Annotated in this window: 25 protein-coding genes; 20 read left to right on the forward strand and 5 right to left on the reverse strand. The window is 74.0% G+C overall.

Annotation, left to right across the window (positions count from 1 at the left end):
• The first annotated feature begins 2 nt into the window (after nt 1-2).
• A complete protein-coding gene (locus tag H4O22_RS07390; RefSeq protein ID WP_182526368.1) occupies nt 3-1,754 on the forward strand; it encodes a hypothetical protein in 1,752 nt (583 codons plus the stop codon).
• Nucleotides 1,755-1,767: 13 nt separating this feature from the next.
• On the opposite strand, the gene ybaK is transcribed toward H4O22_RS07390, so the two are convergent.
• Together ybaK and H4O22_RS07400 are read right to left on the reverse strand one after the other, a co-directional pair.
• Nucleotides 1,768-2,262 (reverse strand): Cys-tRNA(Pro) deacylase, encoded by a 495-nt coding sequence (gene ybaK / locus H4O22_RS07395; RefSeq protein WP_182526369.1) that lies wholly within the window; start codon nt 2,260-2,262, stop codon nt 1,768-1,770.
• A gap of 18 nt (nt 2,263-2,280) precedes the next feature.
• Nucleotides 2,281-2,946 (reverse strand): LON peptidase substrate-binding domain-containing protein, encoded by a 666-nt coding sequence (locus H4O22_RS07400; protein ID WP_182526370.1) that lies wholly within the window; start codon nt 2,944-2,946, stop codon nt 2,281-2,283.
• A gap of 81 nt (nt 2,947-3,027) precedes the next feature.
• Here H4O22_RS07400 and hisD point away from each other — a divergent pair, with 81 nt between their 5' ends.
• Genes hisD through hisF form a run of 7 tightly spaced genes read left to right on the forward strand, consistent with a single transcriptional unit; the run spans nt 3,028 to nt 8,573 of the window.
• A complete protein-coding gene (gene hisD / locus H4O22_RS07405) occupies nt 3,028-4,338 on the forward strand; it encodes a histidinol dehydrogenase (protein ID WP_182526371.1) in 1,311 nt (436 codons plus the stop codon).
• A 9-nt stretch (nt 4,339-4,347) separates the two neighbouring features.
• Nucleotides 4,348-5,475 (forward strand): histidinol-phosphate transaminase, encoded by a 1,128-nt coding sequence (locus H4O22_RS07410; protein WP_182526372.1) that lies wholly within the window; start codon nt 4,348-4,350, stop codon nt 5,473-5,475.
• Nucleotides 5,472-6,080: an imidazoleglycerol-phosphate dehydratase HisB gene (gene hisB, locus H4O22_RS07415; protein ID WP_182526373.1), complete on the forward strand. Its 609-nt coding sequence runs from the start codon at nt 5,472-5,474 to the stop codon at nt 6,078-6,080. The genes H4O22_RS07410 and hisB overlap by 4 nt, the downstream gene beginning before the upstream one ends.
• A complete protein-coding gene (gene hisH / locus H4O22_RS07420) occupies nt 6,077-6,712 on the forward strand; it encodes an imidazole glycerol phosphate synthase subunit HisH (RefSeq protein ID WP_182527013.1) in 636 nt (211 codons plus the stop codon). The genes hisB and hisH overlap by 4 nt, the downstream gene beginning before the upstream one ends.
• A gap of 4 nt (nt 6,713-6,716) precedes the next feature.
• Nucleotides 6,717-7,046 carry a hypothetical protein gene (locus H4O22_RS07425; protein ID WP_182526374.1) on the forward strand — a complete coding sequence of 110 codons (330 nt, stop codon included), beginning with the start codon at nt 6,717-6,719 and terminating at the stop codon, nt 7,044-7,046.
• 16 nt (nt 7,047-7,062) lie between these two features.
• Nucleotides 7,063-7,794 carry a bifunctional 1-(5-phosphoribosyl)-5-((5-phosphoribosylamino)methylideneamino)imidazole-4-carboxamide isomerase/phosphoribosylanthranilate isomerase PriA gene (gene priA / locus H4O22_RS07430; RefSeq protein ID WP_182526375.1) on the forward strand — a complete coding sequence of 244 codons (732 nt, stop codon included), beginning with the start codon at nt 7,063-7,065 and terminating at the stop codon, nt 7,792-7,794.
• On the forward strand, nt 7,791-8,573 hold the full coding sequence (hisF, locus tag H4O22_RS07435; protein WP_182526376.1) for an imidazole glycerol phosphate synthase subunit HisF: 783 nt from the start codon (nt 7,791-7,793) through the stop codon (nt 8,571-8,573). Before priA ends, hisF begins: the two co-directional genes overlap by 4 nt.
• A 92-nt stretch (nt 8,574-8,665) precedes the next feature.
• Here hisF and H4O22_RS07440 read toward each other — a convergent pair whose 3' ends face one another.
• A complete protein-coding gene (locus H4O22_RS07440) occupies nt 8,666-9,295 on the reverse strand; it encodes a TIGR03085 family metal-binding protein (RefSeq protein WP_182526377.1) in 630 nt (209 codons plus the stop codon).
• Entirely contained in the window at nt 9,292-9,690 is a 399-nt protein-coding gene (locus H4O22_RS07445) for a Rieske (2Fe-2S) protein (protein ID WP_182526378.1), read from the reverse strand. The genes H4O22_RS07440 and H4O22_RS07445 overlap by 4 nt, the downstream gene beginning before the upstream one ends.
• A gap of 120 nt (nt 9,691-9,810) precedes the next feature.
• Between H4O22_RS07445 and H4O22_RS07450 the strand changes: the two genes are divergently transcribed.
• From H4O22_RS07450 to H4O22_RS07475, 6 genes are read left to right on the forward strand one after another with little or no spacing between them, the layout of a single operon-like run.
• On the forward strand, nt 9,811-11,610 hold the full coding sequence (locus tag H4O22_RS07450) for an ABC transporter ATP-binding protein (RefSeq protein ID WP_182526379.1): 1,800 nt from the start codon (nt 9,811-9,813) through the stop codon (nt 11,608-11,610).
• Nucleotides 11,607-13,391: an ABC transporter ATP-binding protein gene (locus tag H4O22_RS07455; RefSeq protein ID WP_182526380.1), complete on the forward strand. Its 1,785-nt coding sequence runs from the start codon at nt 11,607-11,609 to the stop codon at nt 13,389-13,391. The genes H4O22_RS07450 and H4O22_RS07455 overlap by 4 nt, the downstream gene beginning before the upstream one ends.
• A 23-nt stretch (nt 13,392-13,414) precedes the next feature.
• A complete protein-coding gene (gene hisI / locus H4O22_RS07460) occupies nt 13,415-13,750 on the forward strand; it encodes a phosphoribosyl-AMP cyclohydrolase (protein WP_220451315.1) in 336 nt (111 codons plus the stop codon).
• The gene (locus H4O22_RS07465; RefSeq protein WP_182526382.1) at nt 13,750-14,328 is read left to right on the forward strand and encodes a Trp biosynthesis-associated membrane protein; all 579 of its coding nucleotides are present in this window, start codon (nt 13,750-13,752) and stop codon (nt 14,326-14,328) included. Before hisI ends, H4O22_RS07465 begins: the two co-directional genes overlap by 1 nt.
• 54 nt (nt 14,329-14,382) lie before the next feature.
• A complete protein-coding gene (locus H4O22_RS07470) occupies nt 14,383-14,586 on the forward strand; it encodes an HGxxPAAW family protein (protein WP_182526383.1) in 204 nt (67 codons plus the stop codon).
• A gap of 2 nt (nt 14,587-14,588) precedes the next feature.
• Complete coding sequence (locus H4O22_RS07475; protein ID WP_182526384.1) at nt 14,589-15,014, forward strand: DUF2752 domain-containing protein; 426 nt, start codon at nt 14,589-14,591, stop codon at nt 15,012-15,014.
• Nucleotides 15,015-15,079: 65 nt separating this feature from the next.
• Here the strand turns inward: H4O22_RS07475 and H4O22_RS07480 are convergent, their stop codons facing one another.
• The gene (locus tag H4O22_RS07480; protein ID WP_182526385.1) at nt 15,080-15,433 is read right to left on the reverse strand and encodes a DUF4190 domain-containing protein; all 354 of its coding nucleotides are present in this window, start codon (nt 15,431-15,433) and stop codon (nt 15,080-15,082) included.
• 140 nt (nt 15,434-15,573) lie between these two features.
• On the opposite strand from H4O22_RS07480, the gene trpC reads away from it, so the two are divergent.
• From trpC to gltB, 6 genes are all read left to right on the forward strand, one after another.
• Nucleotides 15,574-16,353, forward strand: coding sequence for an indole-3-glycerol phosphate synthase TrpC (gene trpC, locus H4O22_RS07485; RefSeq protein ID WP_182526386.1), 780 nt, complete (start codon nt 15,574-15,576; stop codon nt 16,351-16,353).
• Entirely contained in the window at nt 16,350-17,633 is a 1,284-nt protein-coding gene (trpB, locus tag H4O22_RS07490) for a tryptophan synthase subunit beta (RefSeq protein ID WP_182526387.1), read from the forward strand. The genes trpC and trpB overlap by 4 nt, the downstream gene beginning before the upstream one ends.
• An 8-nt stretch (nt 17,634-17,641) precedes the next feature.
• The gene (gene trpA / locus H4O22_RS07495) at nt 17,642-18,454 is read left to right on the forward strand and encodes a tryptophan synthase subunit alpha (protein WP_182527014.1); all 813 of its coding nucleotides are present in this window, start codon (nt 17,642-17,644) and stop codon (nt 18,452-18,454) included.
• Nucleotides 18,447-19,052: an SCO family protein gene (locus H4O22_RS07500; RefSeq protein ID WP_182526388.1), complete on the forward strand. Its 606-nt coding sequence runs from the start codon at nt 18,447-18,449 to the stop codon at nt 19,050-19,052. Before trpA ends, H4O22_RS07500 begins: the two co-directional genes overlap by 8 nt.
• A gap of 1 nt (nt 19,053) precedes the next feature.
• Nucleotides 19,054-19,965, forward strand: a complete 912-nt coding sequence (lgt, locus tag H4O22_RS07505; RefSeq protein WP_244963148.1) for a prolipoprotein diacylglyceryl transferase — start codon at nt 19,054-19,056, stop codon at nt 19,963-19,965.
• A 159-nt stretch (nt 19,966-20,124) separates the two neighbouring features.
• A complete protein-coding gene (gene gltB, locus H4O22_RS07510) occupies nt 20,125-24,681 on the forward strand; it encodes a glutamate synthase large subunit (protein ID WP_182526389.1) in 4,557 nt (1,518 codons plus the stop codon).
• Nucleotides 24,682-24,711 lie beyond the last annotated feature (30 nt).

A 24,711-nucleotide genomic window follows, 5' to 3' on the forward strand; every position in this document is an offset into this window, starting at 1 on the left:
GCGTGTCCAGCCTCCCTCCGGGTCCTCCTCCCTCCAGCCCGCCCCCGTCGAGCCAGCCCCCGGGCGCCGAGGTGCTCGAGCGCGGGGCCGGCGGTCCGATCCCGCCGCACGACCGGGCGACGGCCGGCGGCGGCCGACGGAAGTGGTGGCTCGCCGGCGGTGCCGTCGTGGGTCTCGGCGCGGTCGGCGGCGCGGCGTTCGGTGCCTGGTGGTACCTCTCGACCGGGCCGCAGCCGGCCGAGGCGCTCCCCGCCGGCACGATCGGCTACGCCAGCATCGACCTGGACCCGAGCGGCGAGCAGAAGCTCGACGCGCTGCGCACGCTGCGCAAGTTCCCGGCGATCGACCAGGAGCTCGACCTCTCCGGCGACGTCTCCGAGATCGACATCAAGGAGCGGGTGATCGGGGAGGCCCTCGAGAGCGCCCCCTGCGAGATCGACTACGACGAGGTCATCGGCTCGTGGCTCGGCGACCGGGCCGCGGTGGCCGCCGTCGACCTGGGCGAGGAGATGCCGGAGCCCGTGTTCGTGGTCCAGGTGACCGACGCGGACGCGGCCGAGGACGGCATCGAGGAGATCTTCGCCTGCGGCGAGACCGAGGAGTCCGAGATGCCCGGCCTCGAGATCGTCGGGGACTGGCTGGTGCTCGCCGAGACCCAGAGCGCCGTCGACGACGTCGTCGCCGAGACCGAGGACGGCTCGCTGGCCGACGACGAGACGTTCCGCGAGTGGGTGGACGCCGCCGGCGACCCCGGCGTCGTGACGCTGTACGCCGCCCCGGAGGCCGGCGCGTTCCTCGGCGACAGCCTCGGCGGCATGTTCTTCCCCGGCCACTCCTACGCCTACTCCGAGTCGTCCTCCATGCCCGCCATGCCCGCCGTGCCCGTCGAGCCCTCGGCCAGCGCGGGGGGCGACGTCATCTTCGAGGAGGACGACCCGTTCGAGCAGGAGCTCGAGCCCGAGGTGCCCGACGAGATGAGCGAGGCGCTCGAGAACTTCGAGGGCGCCGCGGTCACCATCCGCTTCGACGGCGGCTCGGTCGAGGTGGAGGTCGCGGGCGACCCCGGCCTCTCCGGTGAGAGCTTCTACGCCGGCGACGGCGGCGCCGACGCGCTGGCGACCCTGCCGGCCGACACCGCGGCCGCGGTCGGGATCGGCTTCGCCGAGGGCTGGTTCGACGAGCTGATGGCCACGGCCTCCTCCTCGGTCGGCGAGGACGCCGAGACCCTGCTCGAGGAGCTCGAGGAGGAGACCGGGATGTCGCTGCCGGAGGACGCCGAGACCCTCGCGGGCGACTCGGCGGTCCTGTCCATCGGCGGCGACTTCGACGCCGACACGTTCGCGGACTCCGAGGACGGCACCGACGTCCCGGTGGCGCTGAAGGTCCTCGGTGACACCGGGGCCATCGAGGAGGTGCTCGACCAGATCCGCGCGGGCGTCGGGTCCGACCAGCCCGTCCTCGACAGCACCAGCGAGGGCGACGCGGTCGCCATCGGTCCCCACGAGGAGTACCGCGACCGGGTGCTCGAGGACGGCGACCTCGGCGACGAGGCGTCCTACCGGGACGTGGTGCCCGAGAAGGACGCCGCGGCGGTCCTCTACGTCGACGTCGCCCGGGTCGTCGAGCTGGTCGAGGGGACGATGGGCCCCGACGACGAGATCGCCGCGAACCTGGCGCCGCTCGTGGCGCTCGGCATGAGCGCCTGGGAGGACGACGGCGTCGCCCACTCCCTGCTGCGGATCAGCACCGACTGATCACGACCACTGATCACGAGCGGCTGACCGGCGCGACGGTGGCGCCGGTCAGGGCCACCAGGTCGGCCGGCGCCAGCTCGACGTCGAGCCCGCGGCGGCCGGCGGACACGTAGACCGTCGGGTGGTCCAGGGCGCTCGCGTCGAGCACGGTCGGGTGCGCCCGCCGCTGGCCGACCGGCGAGATCCCGCCCACGACGTACCCCGTGGCCCGCTCGGCCGCGGCCGGGTCGGCCAGCACCGCCCGGCTGCCGCCGAGCGCGCGGGCGAGGGCCTTGAGGTCCAGGCGGCCCGCCACCGGCACCACCGCGACCGCGAGCCGGCCGTCGACGCTGGCCATCAGGGTCTTGAGCACGCGCGTCGGGTCGACGCCGAGGGCCTGCGCGGCCTCCAGGCCGTAGGACTCCGCCCGCGGGTCGTGCTCGTAGGGGTGGACCGTGTGCTCGATCCCTGCCGCCGCCAGCGCGACGGTGGCCGGGGTGCCGCCCGCGGCCCGCTGCTTCCTCGCCATCGACGCGGTCCCGGCGCGCTAGTTGGGGGACCAGCGGGTGCGGGCGACCTCGGTGGCCGGGAGCGAGGGGATGACGTTCATCGCGCGCAGCTCGGTGCGCAGCAGGTCGGTCACCAGCACCAGCCGCTCCTCGGCGTCCTCGGCCTCCAGCAGGGTCTGCCGCTCCGGCATCGGGAGCGGGGCGCAGGCCGCCAGCGTCCAGGACAGGTACGTCGGGTCCTGGGGCAGCGAGCCGGCGTAGGGGTCGGTGCGGATCCCGGCCAGGGCGGCGCGGTAGGCCGAGAAGGTGGCCCGGGCCGCCTCCAGCACGTGCGCGGGGACGACCGCCTCCGTATCGGGACGGACCCGCACGTGGCCCACGGGGAAGGGGCCCGAGGTCTCGAGCCGCTCGAGCTCGATCCGCTCCACCCCGACCGCCTCGATCTCGAAGGTGCCGTCCGGCTGCGCCTCGACCTCGGTGAGCTGCACGCGGCAGCCGACCCGGTAGAGCGACTGCGCGCCGTGGTCGCCCACCTCGTAGCCCTCGCGGATGCCGACGGTGCCGAAGACCCGCTCCGCGGGGTCCTCGACGCGCAGCAGGTGGTGGACCAGCGCGCGGTAGCGGTCCTCGAAGACCCGTAGCGGCACGCTCACACCGGGAAAGAGCACCATGTTCAGCGGGAACATCGGCAGCGTCTCCGTCACCCCCCCAACGTAGGGCATCGCTCCCGTCCAGCAGACGTCGCGAGTTCGGGAGCAGCGGCCCACCGCTCGTAAGATCGAGGCATGATGCGCCGGATCGACCTGCGAGGGGCCACCGCCGACGGCGGCGGGCCCATCGACTACCGCGCGGTCGTGCCGCGCGCGGAGTTCGACGTCGAGGCCGCGACGCATGCCGTCCGCCCGATCCTCGAGGCGGTCCGCACCCGCGGGATGGACGCCGTCCGCGAGCTCTCCGAGCGGTTCGACGGCGTCGCGCCCGACGACGTCCGGGTGCCGGCCGCGGCCCTGCAGCAGGCGCTGGCCGAGCTCGACCCGGCGATCCGGGCGGGCCTGGAGGAGTCGGTGCGCCGGCTCCGGGCGACCTGCGCGGCCGAGCTCGAGCACGACGTGACCACCGACCTCGGCCCGGGCGCCCGGGTGACCCACCGCAAGGTCCCGGTCGGGCGGGTCGGGCTCTACGTGCCCGGCGGGCTCGCGCCCCTCGTCTCCAGCGTGCTGATGAACGCCGTGCCCGCGCAGACCGCTGGCGTCGGCTCGATCGCGCTCGCCAGCCCGCCCCAGAAGGACTTCGGCGGGCTGCCGCACCCCACGATCCTGGCGGCCTGCGCGCTGCTCGGCATCGAGGAGGTGTACGCCGTGGGCGGCGCCCAGGCGGTCGCGATGTTCGCCTACGGCGCCGGTCCGTGCGCCAAGGTCGACCTGGTCACCGGCCCCGGCAACATCTACGTCGTCACCGCCAAGCGGCTGCTCAAGGGCGAGGTCGGCATCGACTCCGAGGCCGGCCCGACCGAGATCGCGATCCTCGCCGACGACACCGCGGAGCCGGCGTACCTCGCGGCCGACCTGGTCAGCCAGGCCGAGCACGACCCGCTGGCCGCCGCCGTGCTGGTGACCCCCTCCGAGCGGCTCGCCGACGAGGTGCTCCGCGAGCTCGACAAGCAGGTCTTCGAGACCAAGCACACCGACCGGATCCGCACCGCGCTCACCGGCTCGCAGTCGGGCGTCGTCCTCGTCGACGACCTCGAGCAGGGCCTGCAGGTCGTCGACGCCTACGCCGCCGAGCACCTCGAGATCCAGACCGCGGACGCCGCGACCTGGGCCGCGCGCGTGCGCAACGCCGGGGCGATCTTCGTGGGGCCGCACGCGCCGGTCTCGCTGGGCGACTACTGCGCCGGCTCCAACCACGTGCTGCCGACCGGCGGCTGTGCCTGCCACAGCAGCGGGCTCTCCGTGCGCGCGTTCACCAAGTCGGTGCACGTCGTGGACTACTCCCGCGAGGGGCTGGCCGACGTCGCCGACCACGTCGTCACGCTCGCCGAGGCCGAGGACCTGCCCGGTCACGGCGCCGCCATCCGCGTGCGCTTCGAGCGGTAGGGGCGCGCCGTGACCTTTCCTCCTCTGCGCGAGGAGCTGCGCGGCCTGCAGCCGTACGGCGCCCCGCAGGTCTCCACCGAGCAGGCGCCGGTGCAGCTGAACACCAACGAGAACCCCTACGGCCCCTCGGCGGCCTGCATCGCCGACATCGCGACCGCGGTCGCGGAGGCCGCGACCACGCTGAACCGCTACCCCGACCGGGAGCACGTCGCGCTGCGCACCGCGCTCGCGGCGTACCTCTCCCGGGACACCCCGCGCGGCGTGGTCCCCGAGCAGGTGTGGGCGGCCAACGGGTCCAACGAGGTGATGCTCCAGCTGCTGCAGGCCTTCGGCGGCCCCGGTCGCAGCGCGCTGAGCTTCGCCCCGACGTACTCGATGTATCCGGAGTACGCCCGCGACACCTCCACCGCCTGGGTGCAGGGCCGGCGCGCCGACGACTTCTCCCTCGACCTGGACGCCGCCGCGGCGCTGGTGCGCGAGCAGCGGCCGAGCGTGGTGCTGCTGCCGAGCCCGAACAACCCGACCGGCACCGCCCTGCCGCCGGAGGCCGTCGGCCGGCTGTGCGAGGCGGCGTCCGGTGACGGCTGGGACGGCCTGGTCGTCGTCGACGAGGCGTACGGCGAGTTCCGCCGCGCGGGCGTGCCGAGCGCGCTGGAGCTGCTCCCGCAGCACCGCAACCTCGTGGTCACCCGCACCATGAGCAAGGCGTTCGCGGCCGCCGGGCTGCGGCTGGGCTACCTCGCTGCGGACCCGGCGATCTGCGACGCGATCCGGGTGGTGCGGCTGCCCTACCACCTCTCCGCGGTCACCCAGGCGGCCGCGCTGGCCGCGCTCCGGCACGCCGAGGAGCTGCTCGGCCGGGTCGACGAGCTCCGGGCCGAGCGCGACGAGACGGTGAGCTGGCTGCGCGCCCAGGGGCTGCGGGTCGCCGACTCCGACGCCAACTTCGTGCTGTTCGGCACGTTCGCGGACCGCCATGCTGTGTGGCAGCGGCTCCTGGACCGGGGGGTTCTCGTCCGCGAGGTCGGCCCCGAGGGCTGGCTGCGGGTCTCGGTCGGAACAGCCGACGAGATGCAGACGTTCAAGCAGGCACTGACCCAAGCGATGGCCGAAGTGATGGAAGAGGACGCGTCATGAGCAGGACCGCACGCATCGAGCGGCAGACGAGCGAGTCGAAGGTGCTCGTCGAGGTCGACCTCGACGGCACCGGGCGCCACGACATCTCCACCGGGGTCGGGTTCTACGACCACATGCTCACCGCGTTCGCCCGGCACGCGCTGGTCGACCTGACCGTGCAGACCGCCGGCGACACCCACATCGACGCCCACCACACCGTCGAGGACACCGCGATCGTGCTGGGTCAGGCGCTGCGCGCCGCCCTCGGCGACAAGGTCGGCATCCGCCGGTTCGGCGACGCCACCGTGCCGCTCGACGAGGCGCTGGTGCAGGCCGTGGTCGACGTGTCCGGCCGCCCCTACTGCGTGCACACCGGCGAGCCCGAGGGCCAGCAGTACGTCGCGCTCGGCGGCACCACCCCGTCGTACCTCGGCTCGCTGACCCGCCACGTCTTCGAGACGATCGCCTTCCACGGCCACCTCGCCCTGCACGTGCGGGTGCTCGCGGGACGCGAGCCGCACCACATCGTGGAGACCCAGTTCAAGGCGTTCGCCCGGGCCTTCCGCGACGCGATCGCGGTCGACCCGCGTGAGACGGGCGTGCCCTCCACGAAGGGGGCGCTCTGAGCACCCCGCGGGTCGCGGTCCTCGACTACGGCTCGGGCAACCTGCGCTCCGCCGTGCGGGCGATGGAGCGGGCCGGCGCGGACGTCGAGCTGACCTCCGACTTCGACACCTGCCTGAACGCCGACGGGCTGCTCGTGCCGGGCGTCGGCGCGTTCGCCGCGTGCATGGCCGGGCTCCGGGAGGTCAAGGGCGACCGGCTGATCGGCCGCCGGCTCGCGGGCGGCCGTCCGGTGCTGGGCATCTGCGTCGGCATGCAGGTGCTCTTCGAGCGCGGCGTCGAGCACGGCGTCGAGACCGAGGGCTGCCACGAGTGGCCCGGCGTCGTCGAGCGGCTCCAGTCGCCCGTGGTGCCGCACATGGGGTGGAACACCGTCGAGGCCGCGCCGGGGAGCACCCTGTTCGCGGGCCTCGAGGACGAGCGGTTCTACTTCGTGCACTCCTACGCCGTGCGCGACTGGACGCTCACCACCAACGACCGCACCAAGGCGCCGCTGGTCACCTGGGCCGAGACCGGCGGGGACCGGTTCGTCGCCGCCGTCGAGAACGGCCCGCTCTCGGCGACCCAGTTCCACCCGGAGAAGTCCGGCGACGCCGGCGCGGCGCTGCTGCGCAACTGGGTGCTGAGCCTGTGAGCCGATGAGCAAGGAGCGGGCCCGCCGGCGCGAGGAACGGCAGCGCGAGGCGGCGGTGATGGCCGCTGCCCGGGCCGCCGAGGCCGAGCGTCGCGAGCGCCGGGAGGCGCGGGTCAGGACGGTGACGGCGAGGCTGCCGCGCCGGCGTACCCGTCCCGGCGGGATCCTCGCCGAGCGCCGGCGCAAGCAGGTCTGGGCGACCGGGCTCCTGCTGCTCCTGGTCAACCTGCTGGTCTGGGCGTTCTCCTCCGACTGGCCCGCGCGCGCCATGGTGCTCGTGGTCTCGCTGCTCGTCGCCCCCGTCCTGCACACCCTGCTGTTCCGTCGCACCTGACCACGAGAGATCCCCGATGACCTATCTCCAGCTGCTGCCCGCCGTCGACATCACCGAGGGCCGCGCCGTCCAGCTCACCCAGGGCGTGGCCGGCTCCGAGCGCGCCTACGGCGACCCGGTCGCCGCGGCGCGCCGCTGGCAGGACGCCGGCGCGGAGTGGCTGCACCTCGTCGACCTCGACGCGGCGTTCGGCCGCGGCACGAACCGCGAGCTCCAGGCCGAGATCGTGGGCGCCCTCGACATCGACGTGGAGATGAGCGGCGGCATCCGCGACGACGAGTCGCTCGCGGCCGCGCTGGCCACCGGCTGCCGCCGGGTCAACATCGGCACCGCCGCGCTCGAGCACCCCGAGTGGTGCGCCAAGGTGATCGCCGAGCACGGCGACCGGATCGCGATCGGCCTCGACGTCCGCGGCCGCACCCTCGCCGCGCGCGGCTGGACCCGCGAGGGCGGCGACCTCTACGAGGTGCTCGCCCGGCTCGACGCCGAGGGCTGCGCGCGCTACGTGGTCACCGACGTCAACAAGGACGGCATGCTCCAGGGGCCGAACCTGCAGCTGCTCCGCGACGTCTGCGCCGCCACCGACCGCCCGGTGGTGGCCTCCGGCGGCGTGACGACGCTCGAGGACATCCGGGCGCTGATGGACCTGGTGCCCGACGGCGTCGAGGGCGCGATCGCCGGCACCGCGCTCTACGAGGGCCGGTTCACCCTCGAGGACGCGCTGGCGCTGACCAAGGGGACCGCATGACCCTCGCCGTCCGGGTCATCCCGTGCCTGGACGTCGACGGCGGCCGGGTGGTCAAGGGCGTGAACTTCCAGGAGCTGCGGGACGCCGGCGACCCCGTCGAGCTCGCCCGGCTCTACGACGCGGAGGGCGCCGACGAGCTGACCTTCCTCGACATCTCCGCCTCCCACGAGGGCCGCGCCACGACGATGGACATCGTCTCGGCGACCGCCGAGCAGGTCTTCATCCCGCTCACCGTCGGGGGCGGGATCGGCGCGGTCGAGGACGTCGACCGGCTGCTGCGCGCGGGCGCCGACAAGGTCGCGGTGAACACCGCGGCGATCCGCCGTCCCGAGCTGGTCGCCGAGATCGCCGGCCGGTTCGGCAACCAGGTCCTGGTGCTGTCCGTCGACGCCCGCCGGGCGGCGGGCACCGACTCCGGCTTCGAGGTCACCACCCACGGCGGCCGGAAGTCGGCCGGGCTCGACGCCGTGGCGTGGGCGGTGCGCGCCGCCGAGCTCGGGGCGGGGGAGATCCTGCTCAACGCGATGGACGCCGACGGCACCCAGGACGGCTTCGACCTCGAGCTGATCCGCGCGGTCCGCCGCGAGGTCGGCATCCCCGTCATCGCCTCGGGCGGCGCGGGCCGCACCGAGCACTTCCCGCCCGCGGTCGACGCCGGCGCGGACGCCGTGCTGGCCGCCACGGTCTTCCACTTCGGCACCCTGCGCATCGGCGACGTCAAGGCCACCCTCTCCGCCGCCGGCCACCCGGTCCGCACCTCCACCGCCCACCCCGCCTGACCCCACCCCCCTTCGCCGAGTCGGCGCCAATGTCCGGGTTCTCCACCGATCGGCTGTGGAGAACGCGAACACAAGCGCCGACTCGGCGGGGGTCAGAGGCCGAGGTCGGCTTCCCGGAGGGTGGTGACGGCGTCGGGCGGGCCGTCGAGGACGACGTCGCGGACCGCGTCGCGACCGAAGAGGAAGAGGGTCAGCTCGACGACCGGCCCGGTCACCACGACGGGGTCCGGGCCGCGGCGCAGGGTGACGGCGGCGCCGGTGTCGGAGCGTACGGCGCGCACGGGGACGCCGGCGGGACGCACCAGCAGCCGGCCCATCCCGGAGACCAGCCGCCACACCAGGTCGAGGTCGACCGGGTCCAGCCGGCGCGGCTCCCAGCCCGGCTGGGCGCGGCGCAGGTCCTCGTGGTGCACGAGGTACTCCAGGGTGTTGGCGAGCACCTCCACCCCCGGCAGGGCGTACGGCGTGGCCCCGGGCTCGCGCAGCCGCTCGACGAGGGCGGCGGGGTCCTGCCGGCGCCGGCGCGCCATCGCCCGGTCGGTGAGCCCGGACAGCGGCGGGACGAGGAGGCCGGCCGCGCCCAGGGGGCTGTGCTCGCGGACCAGCAGGTGGGTCACCAGGTCGGTGGCGTCCCAGCCGTCGAGCAGGGTCGGGGCGGTGGGGCCGAGCGCCAGGACGAGGTCGCAGAGGGCGTGCCGCTCGCGGCGGGCCAGGGTCGTCACTTCTCGACGACCACCTGGTCGCCGACGACCCGCGTCCGCCGCCGGCGCAGCGTGAGCACCCGGCCGTACGCCCGGACGACCCGCGCGTACCTCGGCGTGGGGCCCCGGTAGGTCGCGAAGCCCTGCGGGCCGGACACCATCTCCCCGGTGCGCACGTCGTACCGGCTGGCGTGCCAGGGGCACACCAGGCAGCCGTCCGCGTCGACCGCACCCTTCGAGAGGTCGGCGAGCTGGTGCCGGCAGCGCGGCGAGACGGCGAACGGCTCACCCCCGCTCAGCCCGACCGCCCACCGCCCCGACCGGCGCACGCGGCCGCCGGCGAGCTGGGAGACGGGTACGCCGGGGCCGCCGGACGCGTCGGACGCATCGGGGGCGGGAGTCACGGGGTCGTCCATGCGGGACCGGTACCCATCGCGGCCCGGTGGTTCGGCAGCGATTCGGCCGGTGTCGGCGGCCGGGAATAGGTTGGTCGGCCGGGGGAGTTGGGCCAGGGTGCGGAACGGGAGCAGGAGCGGGTGACGGACGAGCAGCGGGTCGGGCGCGGGTCCACGGGAGCCGGGTTCCGCGTCCTGTGGGTGGCGATCAAGCGCGAGCCCTACATCTTCGCCCTCTCCACCCTCGGCAGCGTCCTGTTCGGCGCGCTCACCGTCGCCGACGCCTGGGTGCTCGGCTGGTCGACCGACCACGTCGTGCTGCCGGCGTTCGAGAGCGGCGAGGTCGGCGCCGACATGCTGCTCGCGATCCTCGGTCTCTTCCTCGGCGTCGCGATCCTGCGCGCCGTGGGCATCGTGGCCCGCCGGCTGGGCGCGGGCATCATGCAGTACCGGATGCAGGCCCACAGCCGCCGCGCCGTCACCCGGCAGTACCTCACCCTCCCGATGGAGTGGCACCAGCGTCACCCCACCGGCCAGCTGCTCTCCAACGCCAACTCCGACGTCGAGGCGGCCTGGGCCCCGATCGCGCCGCTGCCGATGGCGGTCGGCACGGTCGCGATGATGGTGATCGCGGTCGCCCAGATGCTCGCCGCCGACCTGGTGCTCGCCGTCGTCGGGCTGCTCGTCTTCCCCGCGGTGATCGCCACCAACATCGTCTACCAGCGGCTGGCGCAGGGCTGGATGACCCGTGCCCAGCAGCTGCGCGCCGAGGTCAGCGAGATCGCCCACGAGTCCTTCGACGGCGCGATGGTCGTCAAGACACTCGGCCGCGAGGCCGAGGAGACCGAGCGGTTCGCCGCCCGCGCCCGCGAGCTGCGCGACGTCAACATCCGCGCCGGCCGCATCCGCGCGGCGTTCGACCCGGTGCTCGCCGCGCTGCCCAACCTCGGCGTGCTGGTCGTCCTCGCCGTCGGGGTCTCCCGGGTGCTGAGCGGCGCCACCGAGGCCGGCGACGTCGTGACCGTCGCCTACCTGCTGACGATCGTCTCCTTCCCGATCCGCTCGATCGGCTGGCTGCTCGGGGAGTTCCCCCGCAGCGTCGTCGGCTACCAGCGGGTCCAGTCCGTCCTCGGGGCCACCGGCGAGATGCCGTACGGCGCCGCGCGGGTCCCGGGCGGCTCCGGCGGCGCGCGGCTCGAGGTCGACGGCCTCGCCTACGCCTACGAGCCCGGCCAGGAGCTGCTCCGCGAGGTCGACTTCACCGTGGAGCCGGGCCGCACGGTCGCGGTCGTCGGCGCCACCGCCTCCGGCAAGAGCACCCTCACCACGCTGATCACCCGGCTGGTCGACCCCGACCGCGGCCGGGTGCTGCTCGACGGCACCGACGTGCGCGACCTCGCCCGCGGCGAGCTGTCCCGCGCGGTCGCCGTGGTCCCGCAGAGCGCGTTCCTCTTCGACGACACCGTCCGCGGCAACGTCACGCTCGGCGCCGACGTCCCCGACGACGACGTCTGGGCCGCCCTGCGCGCCGCCCAGGCCGACGGCTTCGTCGCCGCCCTCCCCGAGGGCCTCGACACCCAGCTCGGCGAGCGCGGCACGTCGCTCTCCGGCGGCCAGCGCCAGCGGATCTCGCTGGCCCGCGCGCTGGTCCGCCGGCCCCGGCTGCTGGTCCTCGACGACGCCACCTCCGCGGTCGATCCCGAGGTCGAGGCGCGGATCCTGGCCGCGCTGCGCGCGGGCGACGCCGAGACCACGCTGGTGGTGGTCGCCTACCGCAAGGCCACGATCGGGCTGGCCGACGAGGTCGTCCACCTCGAGGGCGGCCGGGTCGTCGACCGCGGCACCCACGAGGAGCTGCTGCGCCGCAGCCCGTCGTACGCGCGGCTGGTCAACGCCTACGAGCAGCACGAGGAGCACGTCGTGACGGAGGTGACCGCATGAGCACCGTCATGGACTCCGGCGAGGAGATCGCCGCGATGCGCACCCTCCGCCGGGGCGTGCACTTCTCGCCCGAGCTGAAGGAGGGCATCTGGGGCACCCTGGCGCTCGCGGTGGTCGCCTCCCTCGGCCAGGTCGTGGTGCCGATCGCGGTCCAGCAGGTGCTCGACCGCGGCGTCAACGCGCCCGGCGGCCCCGACGTCTCCTTCACCGTCTGGACCGGCGTGCTCTCGGCCATCGCGATCGTGGTGGCCGCGTGGGCGTCGTACGCCATGACCGGCCGGCTGTTCACCGCCTCCGAGCGGGGGCTGGCGACGCTGCGGATCAAGGCGTTCCGCCACGTCCACGACCTGCCGCTGCTCACCCAGAACACCGAGCGCCGCGGCGCCCTGGTCTCCCGGGTCACCAGCGACGTCGACCAGGTCAGCCAGTTCCTGGTCTTCGGCGGCCTGCTGTTCGTGATCAGCGTCGGCCAGGTCCTGGTGGCGACGGTGGTGATGGTGGTCTACAGCTGGCAGCTGGCGCTGGTCGTGTGGCTCTGCTTCGCCCCGCTGTTCCTCTCGCTGCGCTACTTCCAGCGCAAGCTGTCCGCGGCGTACGGCACCGTCCGCCGCCAGGTCGGGCTGATGCTCTCCGCCGTCTCCGAGCCGGTCGTCGGGGCGGCGGTCGTCCGGTCCTACGCCGTGGAGGACCGCACCCAGGCCCGCATCGACGAGGCGATCGACGCCTACAAGGCCGCGAGCACCCGCGCGCAGGGCTTCACGGCGTTCTCGTTCTCGCTGGGCGGCGTCTCGGCGGGCCTGGCCAACGCCGGCGTCCTGATCGTCGGCATCTGGCTGGGCTTCGCCGACGACATCACCGCCGGTGAGGTGGTCGCGTTCGCGTTCATCGTGACGCTGTTCGTCGGCCCGGTGCAGATGGGCACCCAGATCCTCACCGACGCCCAGAACGCCATCGCCGGGTGGCGCCGCGTGATCGGCATCCTCGAGACGCCGGCCGACCTGGTCGACCCCGGGCCCGACGGCCGCACGCTGCCGCGCGGGCCGATCGACGTCCGCTTCGACGGCGTCACGTTCGCCTACCCGTCCGGTCCGCCGGTGCTCCGCGACGTCACCCTCGACATCGCCGCCGGCACCCGGCTGGCGATCGTCGGCGAGACCGGCTCGGGCAAGTCCACCTTCGCCAAGCTGCTCACCCGGCTGATGGACCCCAGCGAGGGTGCGGTGCTGCTCGACGGCATCGACGTGCGCGAGGTCGCGCAGTCCTCGCTGCGCCGCAGCGTGGTGCTGGTGCCGCAGGAGGGGTTCCTCTTCGACGACACCCTGGCCGCCAACGTCCGCTACGGCCGGCTCGAGGCCACCGAGGCGGAGATCCTGGCCAGCGCCGACGAGCTCGGCCTCGGCGACTGGCTCGCCGGGCTGCCCCGCGGCCTCGAGACCCGGGTCGGCCAGCGCGGCGAGTCGCTGTCGGCGGGGGAGCGGCAGCTCGTCGCGCTGCTCCGCGCCCACCTCGCGGACCCCGACCTGCTGGTCCTCGACGAGGCCACGAGCTCGGTCGACCCCGAGCTCGAGATGCGCATCGGCCGCGCGCTCGAGCGGCTGATGAACGGCCGCACTTCGGTGACCATCGCCCACCGCCTCTCCACCGCCGAGAACGCCGACGAGGTCGTCGTGGTCGACCGGGGCCGGGTCGTCCAGCGCGGCCCGCACGCCGTCCTGGCCGCCGAGGAGGGCTCGGTGTACGCCGGGCTGCACGCCTCCTGGGCCGCGCAGCAGCGCTCGTGAACCCCTCTGGGAGGATGGACGCCATGTCCCTGGACCCCGCCGTCGCCGACCGGCTCAAGCGCACGGCCGACGGCCTGGTGCCCGCCGTGGTGCAGCAGCACGACACCGGCGAGGTGCTGATGCTGGGCTGGATGGACGACGAGGCGCTGCACCGCACGCTGACCACCGGGCGCGCGACGTACTGGTCCCGCTCGCGCCAGGAGTACTGGGTCAAGGGCGACACCTCCGGGCACGTCCAGCACGTCAAGGAGGTCCGCCTCGACTGCGACGGCGACACCCTGCTCGTGCGCGTCGACCAGGAGGGCGCGGCCTGCCACACCGGCGACCGCACCTGCTTCGACGCCGACCGGCTGCTGTGATGGGCGGCCGCCGCAGCTTCGGGCCGGTCGTGCTCCTCGGCCTCGGCTCGGGCGCCCTGGCCGCCGTGGCGGGGTCGAAGCCGTGGGCCGCGGTCCAGGGCGGTCGCGCGGCGACCACGATCACCGGCGGGGACGCCGGCGAGATGCCGCTGGCGGGCGCCTTGGCGCTGGTGGTGCTCGCCTGCTGGGGGGTCCTGCTCGTCACCCGGGGCCGGGTCCGCCGGGCGGTGGCCGTGCTCGCCGCGGTGGCCGCGGTCGGCACCCTCGTGACCGTCGCCGTCGGCTGGTCGCAGGCGGCCGACCAGCTCCGCGAGGACGTCGTGCTCCTCGAGGGCACCCTCGAGGTCGCGCACACCGGCTGGTGGTGGGCCGCGCTCGTGGGATCGGTCCTCAGCCTGGTGGCGTCCGTCCTCGCCGCGCGCCTGGTGCCGCAGTGGCCCGAGATGGGCCGGCGGTACGACGCCCCGGCCGACGCGGCGGCCGCGCCCGCCGCGGCGCAGCCCGATGCCGACGCCGGGGACCGGTCCTCGCTCGACCTGTGGCGAGCGCTGGACGAGGGGCACGACCCCACCGCCTGAGCGGTTCCCTAGACTGGCCCCGAACCGTCCCCACGTACCTGAGGAGCACCACACATGAGCGGCGCCAACCACGGCAACACCCCTGCGGCCTGGACGGCGGTCGTCGTGGCGCTGCTGGGCTTCGTGGTCGGCGGCGTCGCGCTGATGGTGGACCCGGCGAGCTGGCCGATCTTCTGGGTCGGCATCGGCCTCGTGGTCGGCTCGCTGGTGGTCTTCGTGGTGATGGACAAGCTCGGCTTCAACGGCACCAGCCACTGACCATGAGCCGGCCGCTCGCCCCGGCGCGCCCTCGGCGCGCGCGGATGGTGGGGCCGGCGCTCACGCTCGGCGGGCTCGCCGCGGCCACGCTGGCACTGCGCCTGCGCGACCCGCACGAGGGCGGCTCCTGGGGCATCTGCCCGACGGCGGCGATGGGGTTCGCGTGCCCCGGCTGCGGCGGCCTGAGGGCGGTCAACGACCTGACCCACCTCGACCTGGCCGCGGCCGCGTCGAGCAACCTGATGCTGGTCGCGGTCCTCCCGCTGGTCGTCTTCGTGCTGGGCCGCTGGACCGTGGACGCCTGGACCGGTCGCGAGCGGGACCACGACGCGCGCCTGGCGGTCGGCGTCACCATGGTCGGGCTCGCCCTGCTCACGGTCTTCACCGTGCTGCGCAACCTCCCTGCCGGCGCCTGGCTGGCTCCCTGACCCGGGAACGACGAAGGCCGCCCCCCGCAGGGGACGGCCTTCCGGTCAGGGGACGAGCGGTGTGCTCAGGACGAGGTGTCGAACTCGTAGGTGGTGTCGATGGTGCCGGTCGCGACCAGGATCAGCGAGACCGCGATGATCGCGATGGCCACGGCGCCGCAGACGATCCCGGCGATGGCCATGCCGGTGCCCTTCTGCTGCCCGTGGGACGCGGCGATGTCCTTGCGGCCGAGGACGCCGAGGACGATGCCGGCGATGGCGAGGGCCAGACCGAGCGGCCAGCAGCAGACGCCGGGCAGGGAGAGGATGCCGGTCACCAGGGAGCCGATGGCCTTCCCGGAGGTCTTCTGCGGCTGCTGACCGTAGGGCTGCTGCGGGGCGCCGTACTGCGGCGGCGGCGGCGGTTCGGAGTAGCTCACGTGGTGCCCTTCGTCGAGGGGCCGGTGTCGGACCCGGCCGATGGGGTGAACGTACCGTCCTGCGGCCCCGTCAAACCCACCGCCCGCCCGGCGTGGGAGACTCGAGGCGTATCCCGTCCCACCGTCCCGGAGGCTCTCGCATGTCCGTGCTGGACGACATCGTCGCCGGCGTGCGGGCCGACCTCGGCGGGCGCCAGGAAGCCGTGCCGGAGGCCGACCTGCGCGCGGCGCTCGCCGACGTGGACCCGCCCCGCGACCCGATGCCGCACTTCCGCGCGCCGGGCTCGAGCGTGATCGCCGAGGTCAAGCGCCGCAGCCCGAGCAAGGGCGCGCTCGCCGACATCCCGGACCCCGCCGACCTGGCCCGTGAGTACGCCGCGGGCGGGGCCGCCGCGATCAGCGTGCTCACCGAGGAGCGGCGCTTCGGCGGCAGCCTGGCCGACCTGCGCGCGGTCCGCGCGGCGGTCGACGTCCCGCTGCTGCGCAAGGACTTCATCGTGACCGGCTACCAGCTCCTCGAGGCGCGGGCCGCCGGCGCCGACCTGGCCCTGCTGATCGTGGCCGCGCTCGACGACGACGACCTGCGCCGGCTGCACGACGAGGCCCGCGAGCTCGGCCTGACCGTGCTGGTGGAGGTCCACGACGAGGCGGAGGTCGAGCGCGCGGTCGCGCTCGGCGCCGAGCTGGTGGGCATCAACGCCCGCAACCTCAAGACCCTCGAGATCGACGGGGACGCCTTCGGCCGGCTCGCCCCGCTGGTCCCCGGTGACCGGGTGCTGGTCGCGGAGTCCGGCATCACCTCGCCCGACGACGTGGCGCGCTACGTCGCCGAGGGCGCCCGCGCGGTGCTGGTCGGCGAGGCCCTGGTCAAGGACGGCGACCCCCGCGCCGCGGTGGCCGCGATGACAGGAGTGCGATGACGACGCAGGTGGCACGGACCACGTCCTACGACGCCGACGGGCAGGGCTGGTTCGGCGGGCCCGAGACCGGGTTCGGCGGCCGGTTCATGCCGGAGGCGCTGATCGCCGCGCTCGACGAGCTCACCGTCGCCTGGCAGGACGCGATGGCCGACCCCGCGTTCGTCGCCGAGTTCGACGCCATCCTGCGCGAGTACGCCGGCCTGCCCAGCCCGCTGTACCTCGCCGAGCGGCTCAGCGCGCGGGTCGGCTGCCGCGTGCTGCTCAAGCGCGAGGACCTCAACCACACCGGCGCGCACAAGATCCGCAACGTGCTTGGCCAGGCGCTGCTCACCAAGCGGATGGGCAAGACCCGCGTGATCGCCGAGACCGGCGCCGGCCAGCACGGCGTCGCCAGCGCCACCGCCGCGGCGTACTTCGGGCTCGACTGCACCGTCTACATGGGCTCGGTCGACACCCGCCGGCAGGCGCTCAACGTCGCCCGGATGAACCTCCTCGGCGCCAAGGTGGTGCCGGTCGAGTCCGGCAGCGCGACGCTCAAGGACGCCATCAACGAGGCCCTGCGCGACTGGGTCGCCAGCGTCGACCACACGGCGTACCTCTTCGGCACGGCGGCCGGGCCGCACCCGTTCCCCAGCATGGTCCGCGACTTCACCCGCGGCATCGGCGACGAGGCGCGCGCCCAGTGCCTGGAGCGGTACGGCGTGCTGCCGGACGCGATCGCGGCGTGCGTCGGCGGCGGGTCGAACGCGATCGGGCTGTTCACCGCGTTCCTCGACGACGCCGACGTCGCGATCTACGGCTTCGAGCCGGGCGGCGAGGGCGTCGACACGCCCCGCCACGCGGCGACCATCCACAACGGCGACCGCGGCGTCCTGCACGGCGCCCGCACCTACGTCCTCCAGGACGAGGACGGGCAGACCATCGAGTCGCACTCGATCTCCGCCGGCCTGGACTACCCCGGGGTGGGCCCGCAGCACGCGCACCTCGCGGCGACCGGGCGGGCGACGTACCTGCCGGTCACCGACGCCGAGGCGATGGAGGCGATGGCCCTGCTCAGCCGCACCGAGGGGATCATCCCCGCGATCGAGTCCGCCCACGCGATCGCCGGGGCGCTGCGCGTCGCCGAGCGGCTCGCCGAGGAGAAGGGCCCGGAGGCGACCGTGCTGGTCAACCTCAGCGGGCGCGGCGACAAGGACATGGGCACCGCGATCGAGTACTTCGGCCTCGGTCGCGAGGACGCCGAGGTCTCCGACCGCGCCACGGAGGACCCCGTCGGATGACCACCCGCATGACCACCCACATCGCGTTCGAGAAGGCGCGGGCCGACGACCGCGCCGCCCTGGTCGGCTACCTGCCGGCGGGCTACCCCGACGTCGCGGGCGGCATCGACGCGCTGCGCGTCCTGGTCGACGCCGGCTGCGACGTCATCGAGATCGGCCTGCCCTACAGCGACCCGGTCATGGACGGTCCCACCATCCAGGCCGCCGCGCAGGCGGCCCTGGACGGCGGCGTGCGCACCACCGACGTGCTCCGCACCGTCGAGGCGGTCGCCGCCACCGGCACCCCGACCCTCGTGATGACCTACTGGAACCCCGTCGAGCGGTACGGCGTGGAGCGGTTCGCCGCCGACCTGGCCAGCGCCGGGGGAGCGGGCCTGATCACGCCCGACCTGACGCCCGACAGCGCGCCGGAGTGGATCGCCGCGGCCGACCGCCACGACCTCGACAAGGTCTTCCTGGTCGCGCCGTCCTCCACCGAGGACCGGGTCGCGATGACCGTCGCCGCCTGCCGCGGCTTCGTCTACGCCACCGCGGTCATGGGCGTCACCGGCACCCGGACCACGACCAGCGACCTCGCCGGCCCGCTCGTCGCGCGCACCCGCGCCGCCGTCGCGGGCCTCGGCTCCGACCTGCCCGTCTGCGTGGGCCTGGGGGTGAGCAACGGGGACCAGGCCGCCGAGGTGGCGTCGTACGCCGACGGCGTGATCGTCGGGTCGGCGTTCGTCCGCACCCTGCTCGACCACGCCGACGACCGGGCCGCGGGCCTGCGGGCGCTCGCCGCGCTGACCGAGGACCTCGCCCGGGGAGTACGCCGTGGCTAGGCGCGTCCTCGTCCCGCTGCTCCTGCTGCTGCTGGTCCTCACCGGCTGCAGCGGTGACGACGCGCCCGAGGGCACCCTGAACGGGACGCCGGTCGACCCGCCGTTCGCGGTCGGGGACACCGAGCTCGTCGACACCGACGGCGAGCCGATGGCGCTCACCGACGTCGACGCCCGGCTCACGCTGGTCTTCTTCGGCTACACCAAGTGCCCCGACGTCTGCCCGCTGGTGCTGCAGAACATCGCCTCCGCGCTCACCCGGCTCACCGACGAGCAGCGCGAGCAGGTCCAGGTCGCCTTCGTCAGCACCGACCCCGCGCACGACACCCCCGAGGTGGTCCGCCGCTACCTCGACCGGTTCGACCCGTCGTACGTCGGGTTGACCGGCGAGCTCGAGGACGTCGTCGAGGTCGCCGACACCGTGGGCGTGTTCGTGCTCGAGGGCGAGCCGGGGAAGGCCGACCCGGAGTACGACCCCGGTGCCCACGGCACCCAGGTCCTCGGCATGGACGCCGACGGCGAGGCGCCGGTGCTCTGGGGCCAGGACACCTCCTCGGCCCAGTACGCCGCCGACATCGAGCTGCTCCTGCGGGACGTCTGAGGTGACCACCGCCCTGCTGGCCGCGCTGCCGACCGTGCTGGCGATCCCCAGCCCCGACCAGGGCACCTGGTACCTCGGGCCGCTCCCGATCCGGGGCTACGCGCTCGCGATCATCCTCGGCATCGTCGCCGCGATCTGGATCGGCGAGCGCCGCTGGGTCGCCCGCGGCGGCCAGGCGGGGGAGATCCAGGACCTCGCGATCTGGGCGGTGCCGTTCGGGCTGGTCGGCGCCCGCGCCTACCACGTCGCCACCGACAGCAGCCTTTACTTCGGCGAGGGACGCAGCCCGTGGAGCGCGCTCTACGTCTGGCAGGGCGGCCTCGGCGTCTGGGGCGGCATCGCGATGGGTGCGCTCGGCGTGGTCATCGGCGCCCGGCGCAAGGGCATCCGGCTGCTGCCCGTCCTCGATGCGATGGCCCCTGGCGTCCTGGTCGCGCAGGCGCTGGGCCGGTGGGGCAACTGGTTCAACCAGGAGCTCTTCGGCCGGCCCACCGACCTGCCCTGGGCGCTGGAGGTCGGCGACGAGGCCGCCCTCGACGCGGGCTACCCGGTCGGCACCACGTTCCACCCGACGTTCCTCTACGAGTGCCTGTGGAACCTCGGTGCGTTCGGCATCGTGATCTGGGCCGACCAGCGGTTCCGCCTCGGGTACGGCCGCGTCGTCGCGCTCTACGTGATGCTCTACACGCTCGGCCGGGGCTGGATCGAGATGCTGCGCGTGGACTCCGTCGAGCTCGAGGACGTCGGGGGGCTGCGCTTCAACGTGTGGACCTCGATCGTGCTGTTCGTGCTGGCCGCGGCGTACTTCGCCTGGAGCTCGCGGCGCCACCCCGGCCGCGAGGAGAGCGTGTACGACGTCCCGCCGGCCGGTCCCTCGGAGGACCAGCCGGTGTCCGGCGCCGGTCGCGACTAGGCGGTCCCCGGCAACGTGCTGGTAACCTGGGCGCACTGCGCGGGCCAGTGTCGTCCCCTGCCGATCTTGTCTTCGAGATCCACCCCTGCACTGCCGATTCCGCCGGTCCTCCGCCTCCCGGGTGAGACCGACCGGCGCTGACGACGACGGGAGGACCCCGTGCCGTACCAGCACGCGTTCCCGCCGCCCCAAGGGCTCTACGACCCCCGCCACGAGCACGACGCGTGCGGTGTGGCCTTCGTCGCGACCCTGACCGGCGTGGCCAGCCACGAGATCGTCCGCCAGGGCGTCCGAGCCCTGCTGAACCTCGACCACCGCGGTGCCGCGGGCGCCGAGGCGAACTCCGGCGACGGCGCGGGCATCCTGATCCAGGTGCCCGACGCCTTCCTGCGCGAGGAGGTCGACTTCGAGCTGCCCGCCCCGCGCGCGTACGCCGTGGGCACGGCCTTCCTCCCGGGCTCCGCCGAGCAGGTCGCGGCCACCCGCGCCCGGCTCGAGGAGATCGCCGCCGAGGAGGGTCTCGACGTCCTCGGCTGGCGCGAGGTCCCGGTCGACCCCGACAGCCTCGGCCGGACCGCCCGCGGCGTGATGCCGTCGTTCGCGCAGCTCTTCGTCGCCGGCGCCGGCCAGCGGGTCACGGGCATGGCGCTGGAGCGGCTGGCGTTCTGCCTGCGCAAGCGCGCCGAGCACGAGACCGACGCCTACTTCCCGTCGCTGTCCTCGCGCACCCTGGTCTACAAGGGCATGCTCACCCCCGCGCAGCTCGACGAGGTCTTCCCCGACCTGCGCGACGAGCGGGTCGCCTCCGCGCTGGCCGTCGTGCACTCGCGGTTCTCGACCAACACCTTCCCGAGCTGGCCGCTGTCGCACCCGTTCCGGTTCATCGCGCACAACGGCGAGATCAACACCGTGATGGGCAACCGCAACTGGATGCGGGCCCGCGAGGCGCTGCTCGACTCCGACCTGATCCCCGGCGACCTCGAGCGGCTCTACCCGATCTGCTCGCCCGGCGCGTCGGACTCGGCCTCCTTCGACGAGGTGCTCGAGCTGCTGCACATGGGCGGCCGCTCGCTGCCGCACTCGGTGCTGATGATGATCCCCGAGGCGTGGGAGAACCACGGCGAGATGGACGCCGCCCGGCGGGCCTTCTACGAGTTCCACTCCTCGCTGATGGAGCCCTGGGACGGCCCCGCGTGCGTCGTCTTCACCGACGGCGGCCAGATCGGCGCGGTCCTCGACCGCAACGGCCTGCGCCCCTCGCGCTACTGGGTCACCGAGGACGGCCTGGTCGTTCTCGCCTCCGAGGTCGGCGTGCTCGACATCGACCCCGCCACCGTGGTCCGCAAGGGCCGGCTCCAGCCGGGCCGGATGTTCCTCGTCGACACCGACGAGCACCGGATCATCGAGGACGAGGAGATCAAGAGCGAGCTCGCCGCGGAGCACCCGTACGACGAGTGGCTGCACGCCGGGCTGATCCAGCTCGACGACATCCCCGACCGCGAGCACGTGATCCACACCCACGCCTCGGTCACCCGCCGCCAGCAGGTCTTCGGGTACACCGAGGAGGAGCTGCGGATCCTGCTCACCCCGATGGCCAACACCGGCGGGGAGCCGCTCGGCTCGATGGGCACCGATACCCCCGTGGCGGTGCTGAGCGAGCGGCCGCGGCTGCTCTTCGACTACTTCGCGCAGCTCTTCGCGCAGGTCACCAACCCGCCGCTGGACGCGATCCGCGAGGAGCTGGTGACCTCGCTCAGCGGGTCGATCGGGCCCGAGGCGAACCTCCTCGACCCGACGCCGGCGTCCTGCCGGCAGGTCGTGCTGCCGTTCCCGGTCATCTCCAACGACGACCTGGCCAAGATCCGCCACATCAACCGCGACGGCGACGCCCCGGGCTTCATCAGCCACGTCGCCCGCGGCCTGTACGCCGTCGAGGGCGGCGGCGAGGCGATGGCGGCGCGGATCGAGGAGATCTGCGCCGAGGTCAGCGCCGCGATCGCCGACGGGGCGCGGATCATCGTGCTCTCCGACCGGCACTGCACCGCCGAGCTCGCGCCGATCCCGTCGCTGCTGCTCACCGGCGCCGTGCACCACCACCTGGTGCGCGAGAAGACCCGCACCCAGGTCGGCCTGCTCGTCGAGGCCGGCGACGTGCGCGAGGTGCACCACGTCGCGCTGCTGGTCGGGTACGGCGCGGCCGCGGTCAACCCCTACCTCGCGATGGAGTCCGTCGAGGACCTCGCCCGCGAGGGGTTCTACGTCAAGACCGAGCCCGAGGTCGCGGTCCGCAACCTGGTCAAGGCGCTCGGCAAGGGCGTGCTCAAGGTGATGTCGAAGATGGGCGTCTCCACGGTCGCGTCCTACACCGGCGCGCAGATCTTCGAGGCCCTCGGGCTCTCGCAGTCGGTGGTGGACCGCTACTTCACCGGGACCACCTCCAAGCTCGGCGGCATCGAGCTGGACACGATCGCCGAGGAGGTCGCGCGGCGCCACGCCACGGCGTACCCCCGCGGCGGCATCGCGCCCGCCCACCGCGAGCTCGAGGTCGGCGGCGAGTACCAGTGGCGCCGCAGCGTCAACGGCCAGGCCGAGCCGCACCTCTTCGACCCCGAGACCGTCTTCCGGCTCCAGCACGCCACCCGCTCGGGCCGCTACGACGTGTTCAAGCAGTACACCCAGCGCGTCGACGAGCAGGCCGACCGGCTGATGACGCTGCGCGGGCTGTTCCGGTTCAAGGACGCCGAGGAGAGCGGCCGCGCGCCGCTCGACATCGACGAGGTCGAGCCGGTCTCGGAGATCGTCAAGCGGTTCCAGACCGGCGCGATGTCGTACGGCTCGATCAGCCAGGAGGCGCACGAGACCCTCGCGATCGCCATGAACCGGCTGGGCGGCAAGTCCAACACCGGCGAGGGCGGCGAGGACCCCGAGCGCCTCTACGACCCCGAGCGGCGCAGCGCGATCAAGCAGGTCGCGAGCGGCCGGTTCGGCGTCACCTCCGAGTACCTCACCAACGCCGACGACATCCAGATCAAGATGGCGCAGGGCGCGAAGCCCGGCGAGGGCGGCCAGCTGCCCGGCCACAAGGTCTACCCGTGGGTGGCCCGCACCCGGCACTCCACGCCCGGCGTCGGCCTGATCAGCCCGCCGCCGCACCACGACATCTACTCCATCGAGGACCTGGCGCAGCTGATCCACGACCTCAAGAACGCCAACCCCGAGGCCCGCGTCCACGTGAAGCTGGTCTCCGAGGTCGGCGTCGGCACGGTCGCGACCGGCGTGTCCAAGGCGCACGCCGACGTGGTGCTGATCTCCGGCCACGACGGCGGCACCGGCGCCTCGCCGCTCACCTCGCTCAAGCACGCGGGCGGCCCGTGGGAGCTCGGCCTGGCCGAGACCCAGCAGACGCTGCTGCTCAACGGCCTGCGCGACCGGATCGTCGTGCAGACCGACGGCCAGCTCAAGACCGGCCGCGACGTCGTCGTCGCCGCGTTGCTCGGCGCCGAGGAGTACGGCTTCGCGACCGCCCCGCTGGTGGTGTCGGGCTGCGTGATGATGCGGGTCTGCCACCTCGACACCTGCCCGGTGGGCGTCGCGACGCAGAACCCGGTGCTGCGCGAGCGGTACGCCGGCAAGGCCGAGCACGTCGTGAACTTCTTCGAGTACGTCGCCCAGGAGGTGCGCGAGCTGCTCGCGCAGCTCGGCTTCCGCACCCTCAACGAGGCGATCGGCCGCGTCGAGGTGCTCGACACGGCCCGGGCCGTCCACCACTGGAAGGCCGCCGGCCTCGACCTGTCGCCGATCCTGCACCGCCCCGACCTGCCGGAGGACGCCGCCCTGCGCAACGTCACCGCCCAGGACCACGGGCTCGACAAGGCGCTCGACGTCACCACGCTGGTGCCGCTGGCCGAGCCCGCCCTCGAGCGGGGCGAGCCGGTGCGCGCGCAGGTCGCGGTCCGCAACGTCAACCGCACCGTCGGCACGATCCTCGGCCACGAGGTCACCAAGCGGTACGGCGGCGAGGGCCTCCCGGACGGCACCATCGACATCACCTTCACCGGCTCCGCCGGGCAGTCCTTCGGCGCGTTCCTGCCGAGGGGGATCACCCTGCGGCTCGAGGGCGACGCCAACGACTACGTCGGCAAGGGCCTCTCCGGCGGCCGGATCGTGATCCGGCCCGACCGGGCCGCGACGTTCCGCTCCGAGGAGCAGATCATCGCGGGCAACACGATCGCGTACGGCGCGACCTCCGGCCAGATCCTGGTGCGCGGCGGGGTGGGCGAGCGGTTCGCCGTCCGCAACTCCGGCGCCTGGGCGGTCACCGAGGGCGTGGGCGACCACGCCTGCGAGTACATGACCGGCGGCCGGATCGCGGTCCTGGGCCGGACCGGGCGCAACTTCGCGGCCGGCATGTCCGGCGGCATCGCCTGGGTGCTCGACCTCAAGGACTTCCGCGTCAACAAGGAGCTCGTCGAGCTCGGCCCGGTGACGGGTCAGGCGGCGGTCGAGCTCGAGGGCCTGGTGCGCGCCCACGCCGAGGAGACCGGCTCCGAGGTCGCCGCCGCGCTGCTGGCCGACTGGGAGACCGCCCTGACCCGGTTCACCGAGGTCATGCCGCGCGACTACCGCGTGGTGCTGGAGGCCAAGGCGAAGGCCGAGGCCGACGGCCTGGACGAGAACGAGACCGCCCACAAGATGATGGAGGCGCTCCATGGCTGAGACGAGGTCGTCACACCAGCGCCACCGTCA

It is taken from the genome of Nocardioides dongkuii (genome assembly GCF_014127485.1).
Taxonomy (GTDB): Bacteria; Actinomycetota; Actinomycetes; order Propionibacteriales; family Nocardioidaceae; genus Nocardioides; species Nocardioides dongkuii.